Origin of the sequence: Prosthecobacter sp. (assembly GCF_020439865.1) — a bacterium.
In the GTDB taxonomy this organism is placed as follows: domain Bacteria; phylum Verrucomicrobiota; class Verrucomicrobiia; order Verrucomicrobiales; family Verrucomicrobiaceae; genus Prosthecobacter.
In genome coordinates this window covers 38,998-53,770 of sequence record NZ_JAGRPF010000078.1, presented here as the reverse complement: position 1 = coordinate 53,770, position 14,773 = coordinate 38,998, and the positions used below count along the sequence as shown (strand labels likewise).

Sequence of the window (14,773 nt, the reverse complement as noted above, 5' to 3'; positions counted from 1 at the left end):
CTGAAGATGTGCGCCAATGCGATCAAGCAGGGGGCCAGCGGAGTCGATATGGGCCGCAACATCTTCCAGAGCGACGCGCCGGTGTCGATGATGCAGGCGGTGCACGGCGTGGTGCACGGTGGCCTCAACGCCAACAAGGCCTTCCAGCTTTACAACGACCTCAAGCGCAAGGAGCTGCGCAAGAAGTAAGTCCCGCGGCGATCCATCCTCGCCAGCATTCCCAAACTCCGGTCGTCGTCAGGCGGCCGGAGTTTTTTGCTTTCACGGTCCGCCCAACCGGTGCTAAGAGCCCCTTCCCTGATGAAAAACCCCGTCTCCTTCCTGCGCTCGGTCACCCTGCTAGAAGCCGTCTCGTTCCTGCTCCTGCTCTTCATCGCCATGCCGCTCAAGTATGCGTGGGGCATGCCCATGGCGGTGCGCATCGCCGGCTCCGTGCATGGCGCGTTGTTCGTCCTCTTCTGCGTCGCCCTGTGGCGCGTTCTCAATCACACGAACTGGCCGCTGGGCCGCGCGGCGTTCGTCTTCATCGCCTCGCTCGTGCCCTTCATGCCCTTCTTCATCGACAAACGCCTGCGCGAATGGGCGGCGGAAACCCGCGAGCCGCAGGCGTGAAGAAGGTCGTCATTCATTCCGATGGCGGATGCCATGGCAATCCCGGCCCCGGCGGCTGGGCGGCCGTGCTCGCGTATGGGAAGCACCGCCGCGAGCTCAAAGGCGGCGTCCCCGCCACCACCAACAACCGCATGGAACTCCAGGCCGCCATCGAGGCGCTGCGACTGCTCAAGGAGCCCTGCGAGATCGACTTCCACACCGACTCCCAGTACGTCCGCAACGGCATCCGCGAATGGATCGCCGGCTGGAAGCGCAACGGCTGGCGCACCAGCAACAAGCAGCCCGTCAAAAACGCCGACCTCTGGCGCGAGCTCGACGCCGCCACCGCGCGCCACCAAATCCACTGGCACTGGGTCAAAGGCCACGCCGGCCACGCCGACAACGAACGCTGCGACGAACTCGCCAACGAAGCCATCGCCGCCATCAAAGCCAGCCATACCCCGCAGCAGTTGAAGGCGCTGCTCGAGGAGTTCAAAGCGGAGTCCGCAACTCAGCTACTGTGAGGATTTTGACGCCGAGCTTGGTGGCGTTGTCGATTTTGCTGGCGGCTTCGTCGCCGACGAGGAGGCAGGTGGTTTTGGTGAAGGTGCTTTCTGCTTCAAGCGCGTTTCGAGCGTTGCAATGTAGTTGTCCAACTCCGGCAAAAACCAAATACTTGGATTACCATTTCTGAAACGGGTCGCCACCCTTCGCATGGCTTCCAGCGACTTGGGGCCACCAATCACGCTCAGCGTTTTGAACGCTGCCACAAACGTATAATCTTGGTTTTGCTGGCGATCCAAAAAGCGGAGCACCAAGTCCTCATGTTCTGGGCTTGGGTAATGGGCCAGCAGATGGATTCCCCCGTTCACAAAGCTGTACTCCTTCGGGGGAGCGCTAATCAGGCGTTCCATTTCATCCGTGAACAGTTTTTGCTCTTCCCTGCTCAAGTCTTTCCGAAGCGTGAGCGGCCCAAGCGACTCTATGATAGGCGTCCGATCGACTCCTTTCACGGTTTGGAAATACTCCCGTTGCAGCATCTCGAACAGCATGGGTTTGAACTCCGGTCGTGTCGCCAGTTCGTGCGCGGCCTTGTCGAAGTCTTCCTGCGTGTTGAAGTCGGAGTAATAGGTGTCCAACAATTCTCCCAGCTCGATTTCAGTTTTTGAGCGCGTTTGCGCTGAAACGAATTGAACGCTCAGCAGCATCATCGCGAACTGGCACACCAGCCAGGGTGAACTCCGGCGGAAGAGGCCGCCCCAAGCCTGTTGGACCTTCTGTTGAGTCATATCACTGAGCGTGGAGTTTCAACGACCGATCCTGTCAGGCAAGCTCAAAGCATCCCCCGAAACTCCGCTTCGCTGAGGATCTTGACGCCGAGCTTGGTGGCTTTGTCGAGTTTGCTGCCGGCTTCCTCGCCCGCGAGGAGGTAGGTCGTTTTGCCGCTGACGCTGCTGCTGACTTTTCCGCCGTTGGAGCGGATGGTGTCGGCGATGGTTTCGCGGTCTTCGCTCAAGGTGCCGGTGATGACCCAGGTGGTGCCGTTGAGCTTGTCGGAGGCGGCGGTGACGGCGCGCTGGGTGAAGTTGAGACCGGCGGCGCGCAGGCGGTCGAGCAAGGCGATGTTGTGCGGCTCGCGGAACCAGGCGTGGATGCTGACGGCGACGATCTCGCCGATGTCGGGACACTGGATGAGTTCCTCGACGCTGGCGGCCGCGATGGCGTCGATGCCGCCGAAGTGCTCCAGCAGCTTGCGCGCGCCACCGGCACCGACGTGGAGGATGCCGAGGCCGAAGACGAGCCGCCACGGATCCTGCTGCTTGCTGGCGGCGATGGCTTTGAGGTAGTTGTCGATGCTCTTGGTGCCGACGCGTTCGAGGCGGGCGAGCAGCAGCTCATTGAGGTCGTAGAGATCGGCCACGTCTTTGACGAGCTTCAATTCAACCAACTGCGCGATGACGGATTCACCGAGACCGCTGATGTCCATGGCGCCGCGGCTGACGAAGTGCTCAATGCGGCGCTTCACCACTTCGGGGCAATGCGGATTCGGACAGCGGATGACGACCATCTCCTCATCGCGATGCACGGCGGTGCCGCACACCGGGCAATGCGTGGGCGCGTGCACGTGCTTCTCGTGACCGTGACGATGCTCCTTTTTCACGGAGACGACGGCAGGAATGATCTCGCCCGCCTTTTCGATGATGACGACATCGCCGACGCGGATGTCCTTGCGCTCGATCTCCTCGTAGTTGTGCAGCGTGGCGTTGCTGACCGTGCTGCCGCTGACCAGGACGGGCTCGAGACGAGCGACGGGCGTCAACGCGCCGGTGCGACCGACCTGAATGTCGATGGCGAGGATCTTTGTTTCCGCCTGCTCGGGTTGGTACTTGTAGGCGATGGCCCAGCGCGGTGCCTTGCTCGTCACACCGAGCTCGCGCTGATCGGCGAAGCTGTTCACCTTGATCACGGCGCCGTCGGTCTCGTAGGGCAGTGACTTGCGTTTCTCGTCGAGTTCACGAATGGCCGCGAGCAGACCTTCGGCGCTGTCGGCATGCCAGATGAGGTCGGCTTTGCGGAGTCCGGCGGCATCAAGCAGCGCATAGACCTCGTTCTGCGACTGCACATCGCTGGCCTCGGCGAGGCCGTAGAACACGATGTCGAGCGGCCGCTTGGCTACGATCTTCGGATCGAGCAGTTTCAGCGTGCCCGCGGTGGAGTTGCGCGGATTGGCGAACAGCGCCTCGCCTGCTTCCTCGCGTTCCTGATTGAGTTTGGCAAAGCCTGTCTTCGTCATGAACACCTCCCCGCGCACTTCGAAGGTCTGCGGACCGTCTTTGGGAAGACGCAGCGGCAGCCGTCGGATGGTTTTGAGATTGTTCGTCACATCGTCGCCGGTGGCGCCGTCGCCGCGTGTCGCGCCGTATTTAAGGACACCGTTTTCATAACGGATGGTGATGGCGACGCCATCGACCTTCGGCTCGATGACACAGTCGATCTTCTCACGCCCGAGCCCTTTCTGCACACGGGCGAAGAACGCGGTGAGCTCCTCCTCCGAGTAGGTGTTGTCGAGGCTCATCATGCGCACGGTGTGCGTGATCTGCGTGAAACCCTCCAATGGAGCACCGCCAACGCGCTGAGTCGGCGAATCCGGTGTCAGCAGATCGGGAAACTTCGCCTCGATGTCCTGCAATTCGCGCAACAGCTCATCGAACTGCTTGTCACTGATCTCCGGCTTCGCCTCGACGTAGTAGAGGCGGTTGTGGCGATGGAGTTCGGCACTGAGAAAGGCGGCGCGGCTGGCGGCTTCGGCTTGGGTCATGGCTTGTCGCCCTGAATAGCCGCAAAAAGAGGCGCATGGAAACGGGAAATAGTCTCTCCTCGTCGCCGCCCTAAGGAGGAATTAGAGAACAGTCCCATGGAGAAGGAGGCGGCGGTCGTAAGGGCGGCTTTCGACCGAGAATAGGCGGATGAATTTTAATAGGTGTTAACTAAAACCTTGCCACACACTCTAAATTCAATATAATGAATATAATTTCAATAATATGTCTAGCTTTCCCTCCCATCTGCCCGCGCGGCTACGCTTTGCGGTCCTCTTGGTGCTCCTGATCTTCGGTGCGCGCCAGGCAACCCGAGCGCAGGCACCCGGACCTGCACCCACGGTACCTGTTCCGGCGGCCCAAGCCAATGCAGGCACCTACGTGCCCGTCGGCGAAGGCGCCTCAATCAAGGTGAACTTCCCCAGCGCACCGATTCAGGCCATCATCCCGTTTTACACTCAGCTCACAGGCAAGAAGCTCATCCTCGACTCCGCCCTTCAGGGCGAGCAGCTCCGCATCATCTCCCCTCAGATGCTCACGAAGAAAGACGCGATCGCCTTCATCGAGGCCACGCTGCTCCTCAACGGATACGCCATCATCAACGTCGATGCGACCACCGCGAAGTTGATCAACCACGCCGGTGGCAAAAGCCCCACCGCCGACGGTTTGAAGGTATACAATTCCCTGCGCGATCTGCCGCAGAACGAGGAAATCTGCCACTACGTGCTGCCGCTTCAGCACGTCTCCGCCGATGATGCCTCAAAGGCATTTCAACAGGTCATCAAGCTTCACGCCTACGGGGCGATGACCGGCGTCTCGAACGACACCGCCCTCATCATCACCGAAAACAGCGCCACCATTCGCAGCATCTGTGAGATCGCCCAGATCATCGATGTCCCGGCCACTGAGACTTCGAACGAAATGATCAAACTGGAGCGATCGGACGTGGAACTCGTGGCTGAGATCGTGAATGAGATTTTCGAGCAGGAGGAAAAGGCAAAAGCCCCCGCAGCGCCGGTGGCGGCAGTGCCCAATCCTGCCCTGCGCCCCGGAGCACCCGCCGTGGCTCCTGTAAGCCCCGCCGGAGTTGCCAACACCACGGCGACCAATCCTGCCGCGTCGCGCGTGAAAGTGTTCGCGTATCGACGTACCAACGAACTCCTCGTCATCGGCCGCCCGGTGGACATCACCTACATCAAGGGTTTGGTCGAGAAGCTCGACAAGCAGGACGACGGCACCAATTTCCTCAAGCGTCGGCTCAAGTACCTCGATGTTCAGGACTTCCTGCCCGTGGCCTACAACGCCCTGGCCAAGGACACTGACATTCAGTCGAATGATGGTGCCGCATCCTCCGGCGGAGGAGGTCGCAGCAGCAACCGCCGTCAGACAGTCGGCAGTGCCAACAGCCCGTCCACCGACGCACGGAACAGCTCCAGCAGCAGTAATTCCGCGTTTGGCTCCAGTAACAATTTCGGCGGCAGCAGCGGCATGAGCACCGGCTCCAACGCGAATCGCAGCATGCTTGACGACCCGGAGGCGATCGGCGCGCCGGAATCCATGATCGTCGGGAAAACCCTTCTCATTGCCGACCCCCAATCCAACAGCCTTGTTGTGTCCGGCTCCCCCGAACACATCTCCCGCATCGACCAGCTCCTGCAGGAGATGGACGTGCGTCCCCAGCAGATTTACATCTCCGCGATCATCGGCCAGCTCAGCCTGGGCAAGAACTACAACTACGGTTTCGATTTCCTCAAAGTGCTGAGTGATTTCAGCGTGAATCGTTCCGGTTTCCCAAGCTCCAGCACGACCACCTCGGGATCCACAACAACGACCGCGGCAGCCAACGTCGTCCAGTTCCCGGCAAAATTTGGGCAGCTCAATTTCTACGGCCAGCTCGGCGCCCTCAGCAACTACATCAAAGTCATCGACAGCAACAACAACTTCAAGGTGCTGGCGACACCAAGCGTCTACGCCAAAAACGCAGCGAAGTCGGTCATCTCATCCGGCCAGCGCATTGCGGTGCCCGCCACGATCCTGTCCAACGGAGGATTCTCCGCCGGAATCGCCAACACGAGTGTGAGCGTCGAGTACCGGGATGTAGTGCTCAAACTTGAAGTCATTCCCCTTATCAATTCTGATGACGAGGTGACCCTGCGCATCGCCCAGATCAATGACAACATCGTCGGCTCACAAACCATAGGTGGCAACACGGTGCCAACTATCGGCACTCAGGAACTCGTGACCGAGGTGGCGGTGAAAAACGGTGCCACGGTCGTTTTGGGTGGTTTGATCACTGAACGCACGACCAAAGGCAAGAACGGCGTGATTGGGCTGAGCCGCATCCCCATCCTGGGCCATCTCTTCGGCACGACCCAGAATCAAACCACTCGCGATGAACTCCTCATCTTCATCCAGCCTCGAATCGTGCGCTCTGACGACGCACTCGACACACCCAACAACATCGAGAGCGGACGCACCGCGATCTACGATGAGTCCATGCAGTTCGGTTCCCCAGGCTTGGAAAACATCCCACGGGCCCTTCCCTTGAGGGAATAACCCTCAAAAGGCTTCCCCACCAAGACTAGCCGCCAATCACTTCCTCGCGGCTTCAGCGCGGTTCTGCATGTAGGTGCTGCGCACGGAAAGATACGGATCAACGGCTTCTTTCGTGGCCGTGTCATAGGTGTCAAACTGGGCCGGCATGGAGCGCAACGAATTGGCTGATGGGGGAACAATAGTCCAGTCATGTTCGGATCTGGCACTATACCAGTACAAGTAAGGCCAGTTGACCGGATTTAGAGCGTAATCTCCGGCGAGTCCCACTGTGTCTCTGACACTGCTCGCACCGAGCAACGGCAGCACAATGTACGGACCGTGAGGAATTCCCCAGGTCGCAAAGGTCTGCGCGGTGTCTTCCGCCGGCACGTTGGCCAGAGCCTGAATTTTTTCGGCTGGTTTGAAGATGCCTGCCACACCACCGATGGTATTGACAAAAAACTTGCCGGTTTCCTGTCCCGCACGCTTGAACTTGCCCTGCAGGGCGCAGTTCACGAACCGCACCGGAAACTTGACGTTCTCAAATGCGTTATCGACGCCCTTGCGGACTGGCTTGGGCATCACAATCTCGTAACCTTTGGAGATCGGACGGAAAATGAAGGTGTAGAGCTGATCGTTGCACCAAAACATGCCCCGGTTCAGCGGCTCCAGAGGATCGGACACTTCGGCAACCGCATACTCGTCCACCGCATCCGGAGCCTGGCTGGCTCTGCTGGCCGCCTGCTTCTTGCCAGAGGCGACGGTGGATGCTGTGGCGGCAGACGACTTCGCTGCCGACCTTTCCGCAGTCGTGGTACAGTCGGTCAGAAGCGAGGAAGCTGCCAGCAGGAGCAGACGGAGTGTGAGTGCGTTGGATTTCATTGAGGACGGGAGACGGATTGCGTAAGAGAGCTTATGACGGCATTTGCGCCACCTTTTTTAAACTGGGCATCCAACTGACTGCGATAGTTGGCAATCAGGCTCACCCCTTCGATCACCACATCGGTGATACGCCAGCCCTGCACCTGCTCCATGCGATAGACCACGGTGTAGTGGCTACCTTTGTACACCATGTTGGTTGGCACATCCACGCGCCCGTCAGCGGGGGACACCGCCGCCTTGTACGTGATCGCCGGATGCTCTCCAGGAGTGAATTTATTGCTGTAGCTGCGAATAATGAGGGTGGAAAAGAGATGGGTGGCCTGCTGCTGCTGAGCCCCCGTAAACTGACGCCAGCCCGGACCGACTGCACGCTTGGTCATGGTTTCAAAGCTCACATGCTTCTGCAGCACTGGACGAAGGCTTTCAGGCAATGCACTTCGATTGGCGGTCCGGTCGGCCACGGAAAGCACCTCTGTAACCGCCGACTTGAGCCGGGTCTGTGCATCTACAAGCTGAGCAGAGACGGCAAGCGGAGAGGCTGCCAGAAGGGAGGTAAACAATAAGCGGAGAGTCATGGAACGTGTTCTTTTTCGTCTTGGCCTTTTTCAACACTGCCGAAGGCCATCTTGCCGATCAACGATTCAATGTCCACGGAGGATTCAGTCATTGTGATTCTTGCGCCAGAATCAAGGTAAGTTTCATCCGCCCCTGGAGCGAGCGCCACATACTTATCACCAATGAGACCGGTCGTTTTGATCGATGCCATTGTGTCGGTCGGCAGCTTCAGGCCGGCCTGAACACGCAAGGTGACCATCGCGCTGTAGTCGGTGGCATCCACATGAATGCTCTCCACCCGTCCCACAGGAACACCAGCCAACATAACGCTGCTTCCGGCGTTCAGCCCCCCGGCGTTGGTAAATCGCGCCTCGATCATATAGGTGTCTCCACCGATCATCGACCCAGCGCCGAGTTTGACGGTCAAATAGACGACGGCGGCGAGGCCCAGAAGCACAAACGCCCCGACAAATAGTTCCAGTTTGGATTGTTTCATGAGTCTTCGGAATTGAGAGCCTCGCCACGACGAATGGCAGCAAGTGAACGGCCAAGAGCCTCCGCGCTGTCGCGAAAATCGCACACCATCGGTTCGGAGGAGGCAGAAAACTCCGCAGGCGTGCCTTCAAAGCACATGCGCCCCTTGTCAAGCAGCGCCACACGGTCACTGGCGATCAGCGCCTCGGTCAGGTCATGCGTCACGACGAGCGCGGTGAAGCCAAACTGCCTCTGATACTTGGCGATCATGGCAAAAACCGCGTTGCGGCGCAGCGGATCCAATCCCGCCGTTGGTTCGTCGAACAGCACAAGTTCAGGACGCGTGACAATGGCACGGGCAAGAGCCAGTCGCTTCTGCATGCCGCCGGAAAGTTCGCTGGGATAACGGTCCTTGTGCGCATCCAGCTCGAGCTGGCGCAACGCCTCCAGACTGCGCTCGCCGATTTCTGCATCGGACAGGTCGGTGGTCTGCTCCAGTGGTAACGCGACGTTTTCCAGTGCGCTCAACGAATCAAACAGGGCGTTGCTCTGAAACAGAAAACTGCAACGACGCCGGAATTCGGCCCGGGCAGCGGCATCCCCGATTCCAAGCGGCTTTCCATCAAACAGGATCGTCCCTTGGTCAGGCCGGACGACATCCGCCAGACACTTCAACAGCACTGACTTCCCCGCACCGCTGCGCCCAAGCACCGATACCAGGCTTCCTCGAGGCACATCGAGAGTCGCTCCATCGAGCACGACATGTTCCTCGAAACGCTTGAACAAGCCCTCGATGCGCAGAAGCATGTGATTCGTATCAGCACTCATGATCAGACAAGGAACGAGGTGATGACATAGTCGGCCGCCAGAACCACGATGCTCGACAGAACCACGGCACGCGTAGTCGAGGCGCTGACCGCCCGGGCCCCCGTGGCCGAGCTGCAACGATGCGCGTTAAATCCATAATAGGCGCACAGCGCTATCGTCAGCAGTCCAAAGGTGGCCGCTTTCGTAAAACACTCGCGAACGTCCGGAGATTCGACCGCCCGTTCTACCGACGACCAGTAGACCCCCGACTCAAGGCCCAACAGCAGCGAACCCGACAAGCTGCCACCCCACAGGCCGACAGCGATAAACAGCGCTGTCTGCATCGGATAGACCAACAGCGCCGCGATCAAACGAGGTGCCACGAGATAAGCATGGCTGCTCACCCCCATCGTCTCCAGTGCGGCGATCTGTTCCGTGTTTCGTTGAATCCCCAGCTCAGCCGCCAGTGCGGAACCAGCCTGTCCCACCAGCATCAGCGCCGCCAACACCGGCCCCAGTTCACGCACCAGACTCAGAGACACCAGCGTCCCCAACAGACTCTCCGAACCGAACCGGTTCAGAACGTAGTATCCTTGCAACCCAAGCACCAGGCCGGTGAACAATCCCACGATCAAAATCACCGGCAGACAGCGCACGCCCTGCTCAAAGCCCGCACGCACTATGCGCTTTCCCAAACGACGGGAACCGACGGCAGAACGAAATGCCCGCCCGGTGAAGAGCGTGAAGTCGCCCAGATCATGGACGATGGACAGAGTGTGACGGCCTACGGTACGCAGCATGCAATGACAGGCACCCTCGCCCACACACCAGAAGTGTGCAACGCCGCAGCAGCCACTTTCATCAATATTCTTCGCTCAAAGATCTGTCACCGGCAGCCACTTGCGCTGTTCCCAACTTTGTAGGCCGAGCTCGGCGAGTTGCACGCCTTTGGCGCCCTCGCGCAGCGTCCATGGGAAGGGTGTGTCGAGCACGACATGCTTGAGGAACTCCTCCCACTGAATCTTGAACGCGTTGTCGTAGGTGGTCGTGTCCGGCACTTCCTGCCAGCCGCCGAAGAAATCGATTGGCTGGTCGATGTCCGGATTCCAGATCGGGCGCGGTGTGGTGCCGATGCTCTGCACCCAGCACTTGCGCAGGCCGACAATGGCGCTGCCATGCGTGCCATCGACCTGCATCGTCAGCAGGTCATCGCGGCGCACGCGCACGGTCCATGAACTGTTGAACTGGCAGATCACGCCGCCTTCGCATTCAAACGTGGCATAGCAAGCGTCGTCGCTCGTGCAGGCATACTCCTTGCCGCGTTCATCCAGACGCTTCGGCAGATGCGTGGCTCCGAGACAGCTCACCGCCTTCACTTTGCCAAAGAGATTGTCGATCACGTAGCGCCAGTGGCACAGCATGTCGACAATGATGCCGCCGCCGTCTTCCTTGCGGTAGTTCCATGACGGACGCTGCGCAGGCTGGTCCCCATCTTCACCGGTGAAGACCCAGTAGCCGAACTCTCCGCGCACACTGAGAATGCGACCGAAGTAACCCTGATCGCGCAGGGTGCGGAACTTCCGAATGCCGCTGAGCCAGAGCTTGTCCTGCACCACGCCATTTTTCACTCCGGCGTCCTCGCAGAGCTTGGCGAGCCGTAAAGCCTCGCTCGTTTCCACGGCGGTCGGTTTCTCGCAGTAGATAGCCTTCCCTGCTTTCACGGCCTTTTCGACGAAACCTGCTCGTTGCAGCGTGCCGCTGGCGTCGAAGAAGATGGTGTCGTCCTTGTTCGCGAGCGCCGCATCGACATCCGTGGTGAAACGGGTCACGCCCGTGCGCTGCGCGAGCGCCTGGAGCTTGTCGTGATTCCGCCCGGTGAGGATCGGATCCGGCATCAACGTGAGATCGTCGCTGACCTTGAGGCCGCCCTGATCGCGGATCGCCTTGATCGAGCGGATCAGGTGTTGGTTGGTGCCCATGCGTCCGGTGACGCCGTTCATGATGATGCCGATTCTGCGTGTTTCCATGGTGTTATGAGTAGAGTTGAGCGTAGCTGGAGGCGATCTGGTCGAGGAAGTCGTTTTGATCGCTGCTCCACCACTTGTTCGAGAAGATTTCGACCTCGCGATGGCCGGTGAAGCCAGTGGCATCAACCCAGTCGCTGATTTCGCGGATGTCGATGCAGCCTTCGCCCATCAAGCCGCGGTCGTTGAGGAGATCGGCGGTCGGCGTCTTCCAATCACAGATGTGAAAGGCATGCAGGCGGCCTTTTTGACCCGCGAGATCGTTCTGCGACTTCAATTCGGGATCCCACCACGCGTGATAGACGGCCACTGCGATACCGTCCGATTTCGGCGAGCCGAGCGCATCACAAATCTCATGCGCCTGGCGCATCGTGTTCACCGCACTGCGATCATCGGCATACATCGGGTGCAACGGTTCGATGGCCAGCCTCACACCGGCCTGCTCCGCCGCAGGCAAAACAGCGGCGATGCCATCGGCGATCTGCTTGCGAGACTCGGTCAAAGGCTGTCCCGGCACCGCGCCGCAGACCAGAACGATGAGGGGCGCGCCAATCGCATGCGCCTGCTCAATGGCTTTCATATTGTCGTCGATGGCAGCCTGGCGTCCTGCCGCGGTCGCGGAGGGAAAAAAGCCGCCACGGCACAAACTGATCACTTCCATGCCCGAATCGGCCGTTTGGCGCTTCACGGCGCTCAAATCGCGACCTTCAAGCGCCTGCCGCCAGATGGTGATGCCGCTCACGCCGCGCTTCGGGAACTCGGCGAGGCATTGTTCGAGGCTCAGCGGCTTCGTGGTGATGGTGTGGACGCACAGGCGGCTCATGGGACGATCATGCAGGAGTCCGACGATAAGAAAAAGATGATTTTACGATTCAAGTGATTGGAAATAATGATGTCTTCTCATGGAACTCTACCAGCTCGGCTACTTCATCGAGATCGCCCGCCAGCGCAGCTTCACGCGGGCGGCGGATCGTCTGCACATGGCGCAGCCGGCGCTGAGCCAGCAGATGAAGAACCTCGAAGAGGAACTCGGCACCGCCCTTCTCCTTCGCGGACGCAAGGAAACCCAGCTCACAGCCGCTGGAAAAGCCTTTCTGCCGCGTGCTGAAGCCCTGCTGGCGCAGGCAGAGGCGGCGAAAGCGGTGGTCTCCGATGTGGCGCAGCTTCGCGGTGGTCGGTTGGTCATCGCCGCGATCCCGAGTGTGAGCGCGTGCCTGCTGCCTGAAGTAACCCGTGCCTTTGCCAGACAGCACGCCAGGATCGAACTGCAGTTGATCGAAGAAAGCTCCGAACATGTGGCCGAATGCGTGGAGTCAGGCCGGGCGGACATCGGCTTCCTGCAACTGCCAGTGAACAAGGCGGCGTTCGAAACGCAGACCATCATCACCGAACCCTTCGTGCTGCTTGCCTCACGTTCTCATGCCATCACCCGGCAGCGTGAAGTCCAGCTCAAGCAGTTGTCCGCCGAATCCTTCATCTATTACAAGGGACGTGCGCGTGACACCGCGATTGAAGCCTGTCGCAAAGCCGGATTTGAACCGCGCGTCGCCTGTGAAAGCGGCGAGCTCGAAACGGTGCGTGCCCTGGTCGCCGCAGGCATGGGTCTCGCGGTAGTGCCACAACTCGCAGCGGGAAACCTGCCGAAAACGATTCGAGCCATTCCCGTCCGGGAACCCAGAATGCAGCGTCAAATCGCAGCGGTCTGGCAAAAGGGCGCTCCGCTCTCGCCCGCAGCGCAGGCGTTGCTCGACGTCATCATGACGAAGCTCGACAGCTAGGAACGATCCTGAGCACGCTCGACTCGGGCGCCGAGTGCGGCGAGTTTGTCGTCGAGATGTTCATAGCCGCGGTCGATGTGATAGAGGCGCTTGATCTCCGTGCTGCCTTCGGCCACGAGGCCGGCGAGCACGAGCGCCGCTGACGCACGCAGATCGGAGGCCATCACGGGCGCGCCCTTGAGTTTGGCGCCACCGCGGATTCTGGCGGTGGCGTTCTGAATCTCGATGTTGGCTCCCATGCGCTTCATTTCGGCAGCATGCATGAACCGCTGGGGGAAAATGGTCTCGGTGATCGAACTGGAGTCGTTGATCACGCAGGCGAGCGCACAGAACTGCGCCTGCATGTCAGTGGGAAAACCGGGATAGCAGAGCGTCGTGAGATCGAATCCTTTCGCGTTCGGATTTGGCCGGACCGTGATGCTGTCTTTCGTGATCTCCAGCGGGAAGCCGCATTTGATCATGGCATCGGTCACCGACTTCATGTGCTCCGGCATGACTCGCTTCAAAGTCACGCCATCGCCGAGCATCGCTCCAGCGACGAGGAAGGTGCCCGCTTCAATGCGGTCGGGAATGACCGTGTGTTCGGCTCCATGCAGTTCCTTCACACCTTCGATCACGATCCGGTTTGTGCCCGCGCCTTGAATCTTCGCGCCCATCTTGATGAGGAAATTCGCGAGGTCTTCCACCTCGGGTTCGGCGGCCGCGCCTTCGATGATCGTGGTGCCTTTGGCCAGCACAGCAGCCATCATGACGTTGTCGGTGCCGAGAACGGTGGAGCCGTGTTTGCCCATGAGATTCATCTGACCGCCTTTGAAGCCCTTTTTGGCATTCACACTGATGTCACCGCCATCGACGGTGACCTGCGCGCCGAGCGCTTCGAGGCCTTTGAGATGCAGATCGACCGGACGGTCGCCGATAACACAACCACCAGGCAGCGAGACCTGGCACTTTTTCAGACGTCCGGTGAGCGGTCCGAGCACGCAGATGGATGCGCGCATTTTGCGCACGAGGTCATAGGGCGCGACCGACTTGATCTTCTCCGCCTTCACCACCACGACACCGCTGGCACGTTCCACCTCGGCACCGAGTTCGCCAAGAATGCGTACCATGTAGTTCGTGTCGCTCAGGTCGGGCACACGGCGGATGGTGCAGGTGTCCTTGGTCAGCAGCGTGGCCGCGAGAATGGGCAGCGAAGAGTTTTTTGAGCCGCTGATGTTGATGCGACCTTTGAGGGGCGCACCGCCGTGAACGATGAGTTTTTCCATGTGTCGGGTGCTCTGTGCTGCGGAAAGCCACAGTGGCAAGCGCTTCTTCGATTTACAGCCTTCGGATGAGTGGCTTGAAAAAAGTTCTTGCCATTTGGATTACATGCGTAATCCTAGGATCACATTTGTAATCCAAGTCATGGCCCGCCACGCTCCCACTCCCCTCGCCCCGAAGATTTCAGACGCCGAATGGACGGTCATGAATGTCTTCTGGCACCGCGGCACCAGCACCCTCGCCGAGGTGGTGAAGGAACTCGAAGGCCGCCTGCACTGGAAGCCGCGCACGGTGCAGAGTCTCATCCGCCGCCTCGCCGACAAAGGTGCGCTCGCCGTCGAAGCTGTGGGCCGCGAGTTTCGCTATACGCCGGCCGTGGCCCAGGACCAGTGCCAGCACGAGGAAAGCGTCAGTTTTCTCGACCGCGTCTTCAACGGCCGCCTCACGCCTTTCGTCGCCGGGCTCATGGAACGCGAAGAAGTCTCGAAAGACGATCTGGCCGCCCTTCGTGAAGTGCTCGCCCAAGCTGAGAAGAAACTGAAAAAGTAAC

General features: G+C 59.7%; 15 protein-coding genes and 1 pseudogene. 6 read left to right on the top strand and 10 right to left on the bottom strand.

Annotated features, from left to right (window positions below):
- The 3 genes and pseudogenes from KDL09_RS08610 to rnhA form a co-directional block, all read left to right on the top strand.
- A pseudogene (locus KDL09_RS08610) lies at positions 1-189 on the top strand (3-hydroxy-5-phosphonooxypentane-2,4-dione thiolase LsrF); the annotation flags it as partial.
- A gap of 111 nt (positions 190-300) precedes the next feature.
- The gene (locus tag KDL09_RS08605) at positions 301-612 is read left to right on the top strand and encodes a DUF3817 domain-containing protein (RefSeq protein ID WP_294383959.1); all 312 of its coding nucleotides are present in this window, start codon (positions 301-303) and stop codon (positions 610-612) included.
- Positions 579-1,115 carry a ribonuclease HI gene (rnhA, locus tag KDL09_RS08600; RefSeq protein ID WP_345781083.1) on the top strand — a complete coding sequence of 179 codons (537 nt, stop codon included), beginning with the start codon at positions 579-581 and terminating at the stop codon, positions 1,113-1,115. Before KDL09_RS08605 ends, rnhA begins: the two co-directional genes overlap by 34 nt.
- Here rnhA and KDL09_RS08595 read toward each other — a convergent pair.
- Positions 1,107-1,880, bottom strand: a complete 774-nt coding sequence (locus KDL09_RS08595) for a hypothetical protein (protein ID WP_294383957.1) — start codon at positions 1,878-1,880, stop codon at positions 1,107-1,109. The genes rnhA and KDL09_RS08595 overlap by 9 nt on opposite strands.
- A 44-nt stretch (positions 1,881-1,924) precedes the next feature.
- Complete coding sequence (gene ligA, locus KDL09_RS08590; RefSeq protein ID WP_294383955.1) at positions 1,925-3,910, bottom strand: NAD-dependent DNA ligase LigA; 1,986 nt, start codon at positions 3,908-3,910, stop codon at positions 1,925-1,927.
- 223 nt (positions 3,911-4,133) lie between these two features.
- Here ligA and KDL09_RS08585 point away from each other — a divergent pair, with 223 nt between their 5' ends.
- Positions 4,134-6,464 (top strand): secretin N-terminal domain-containing protein, encoded by a 2,331-nt coding sequence (locus KDL09_RS08585; RefSeq protein ID WP_294383953.1) that lies wholly within the window; start codon positions 4,134-4,136, stop codon positions 6,462-6,464.
- A 36-nt stretch (positions 6,465-6,500) separates the two neighbouring features.
- On the opposite strand, the gene KDL09_RS08580 is transcribed toward KDL09_RS08585, so the two are convergent.
- The 7 genes from KDL09_RS08580 to KDL09_RS08550 form a co-directional block, all read right to left on the bottom strand.
- Positions 6,501-7,325 carry a VacJ family lipoprotein gene (locus tag KDL09_RS08580; protein ID WP_294383951.1) on the bottom strand — a complete coding sequence of 275 codons (825 nt, stop codon included), beginning with the start codon at positions 7,323-7,325 and terminating at the stop codon, positions 6,501-6,503.
- Complete coding sequence (locus tag KDL09_RS08575; RefSeq protein WP_294383949.1) at positions 7,322-7,900, bottom strand: ABC transporter substrate-binding protein; 579 nt, start codon at positions 7,898-7,900, stop codon at positions 7,322-7,324. Before KDL09_RS08575 ends, KDL09_RS08580 begins: the two co-directional genes overlap by 4 nt.
- Complete coding sequence (gene mlaD / locus KDL09_RS08570; protein ID WP_294383947.1) at positions 7,897-8,376, bottom strand: outer membrane lipid asymmetry maintenance protein MlaD; 480 nt, start codon at positions 8,374-8,376, stop codon at positions 7,897-7,899. The genes KDL09_RS08575 and mlaD overlap by 4 nt, the downstream gene beginning before the upstream one ends.
- Positions 8,373-9,182 (bottom strand): ATP-binding cassette domain-containing protein, encoded by an 810-nt coding sequence (locus KDL09_RS08565; protein ID WP_294383945.1) that lies wholly within the window; start codon positions 9,180-9,182, stop codon positions 8,373-8,375. Before KDL09_RS08565 ends, mlaD begins: the two co-directional genes overlap by 4 nt.
- Before the next feature lie 2 nt (positions 9,183-9,184).
- Positions 9,185-9,961 (bottom strand): ABC transporter permease, encoded by a 777-nt coding sequence (locus KDL09_RS08560; RefSeq protein WP_294383944.1) that lies wholly within the window; start codon positions 9,959-9,961, stop codon positions 9,185-9,187.
- A 75-nt stretch (positions 9,962-10,036) separates the two neighbouring features.
- Positions 10,037-11,188, bottom strand: a complete 1,152-nt coding sequence (locus tag KDL09_RS08555) for a Gfo/Idh/MocA family oxidoreductase (RefSeq protein ID WP_294383940.1) — start codon at positions 11,186-11,188, stop codon at positions 10,037-10,039.
- Between the two features lie 4 nt (positions 11,189-11,192).
- Positions 11,193-12,008, bottom strand: coding sequence for a sugar phosphate isomerase/epimerase family protein (locus KDL09_RS08550; protein ID WP_294383936.1), 816 nt, complete (start codon positions 12,006-12,008; stop codon positions 11,193-11,195).
- Between the two features lie 79 nt (positions 12,009-12,087).
- Between KDL09_RS08550 and KDL09_RS08545 the strand changes: the two genes are divergently transcribed.
- Positions 12,088-12,963 carry a LysR family transcriptional regulator gene (locus KDL09_RS08545; protein WP_294383933.1) on the top strand — a complete coding sequence of 292 codons (876 nt, stop codon included), beginning with the start codon at positions 12,088-12,090 and terminating at the stop codon, positions 12,961-12,963.
- Here KDL09_RS08545 and murA read toward each other — a convergent pair.
- Positions 12,960-14,228, bottom strand: coding sequence for a UDP-N-acetylglucosamine 1-carboxyvinyltransferase (murA, locus tag KDL09_RS08540; RefSeq protein WP_294383931.1), 1,269 nt, complete (start codon positions 14,226-14,228; stop codon positions 12,960-12,962). The two genes, KDL09_RS08545 and murA, sit on opposite strands and share 4 nt — an antisense overlap.
- 139 nt (positions 14,229-14,367) lie before the next feature.
- On the opposite strand from murA, the gene KDL09_RS08535 reads away from it, so the two are divergent.
- Positions 14,368-14,772, top strand: a complete 405-nt coding sequence (locus tag KDL09_RS08535) for a BlaI/MecI/CopY family transcriptional regulator (RefSeq protein WP_294383928.1) — start codon at positions 14,368-14,370, stop codon at positions 14,770-14,772.
- The last annotated feature ends 1 nt before the right edge of the window (position 14,773 follow it).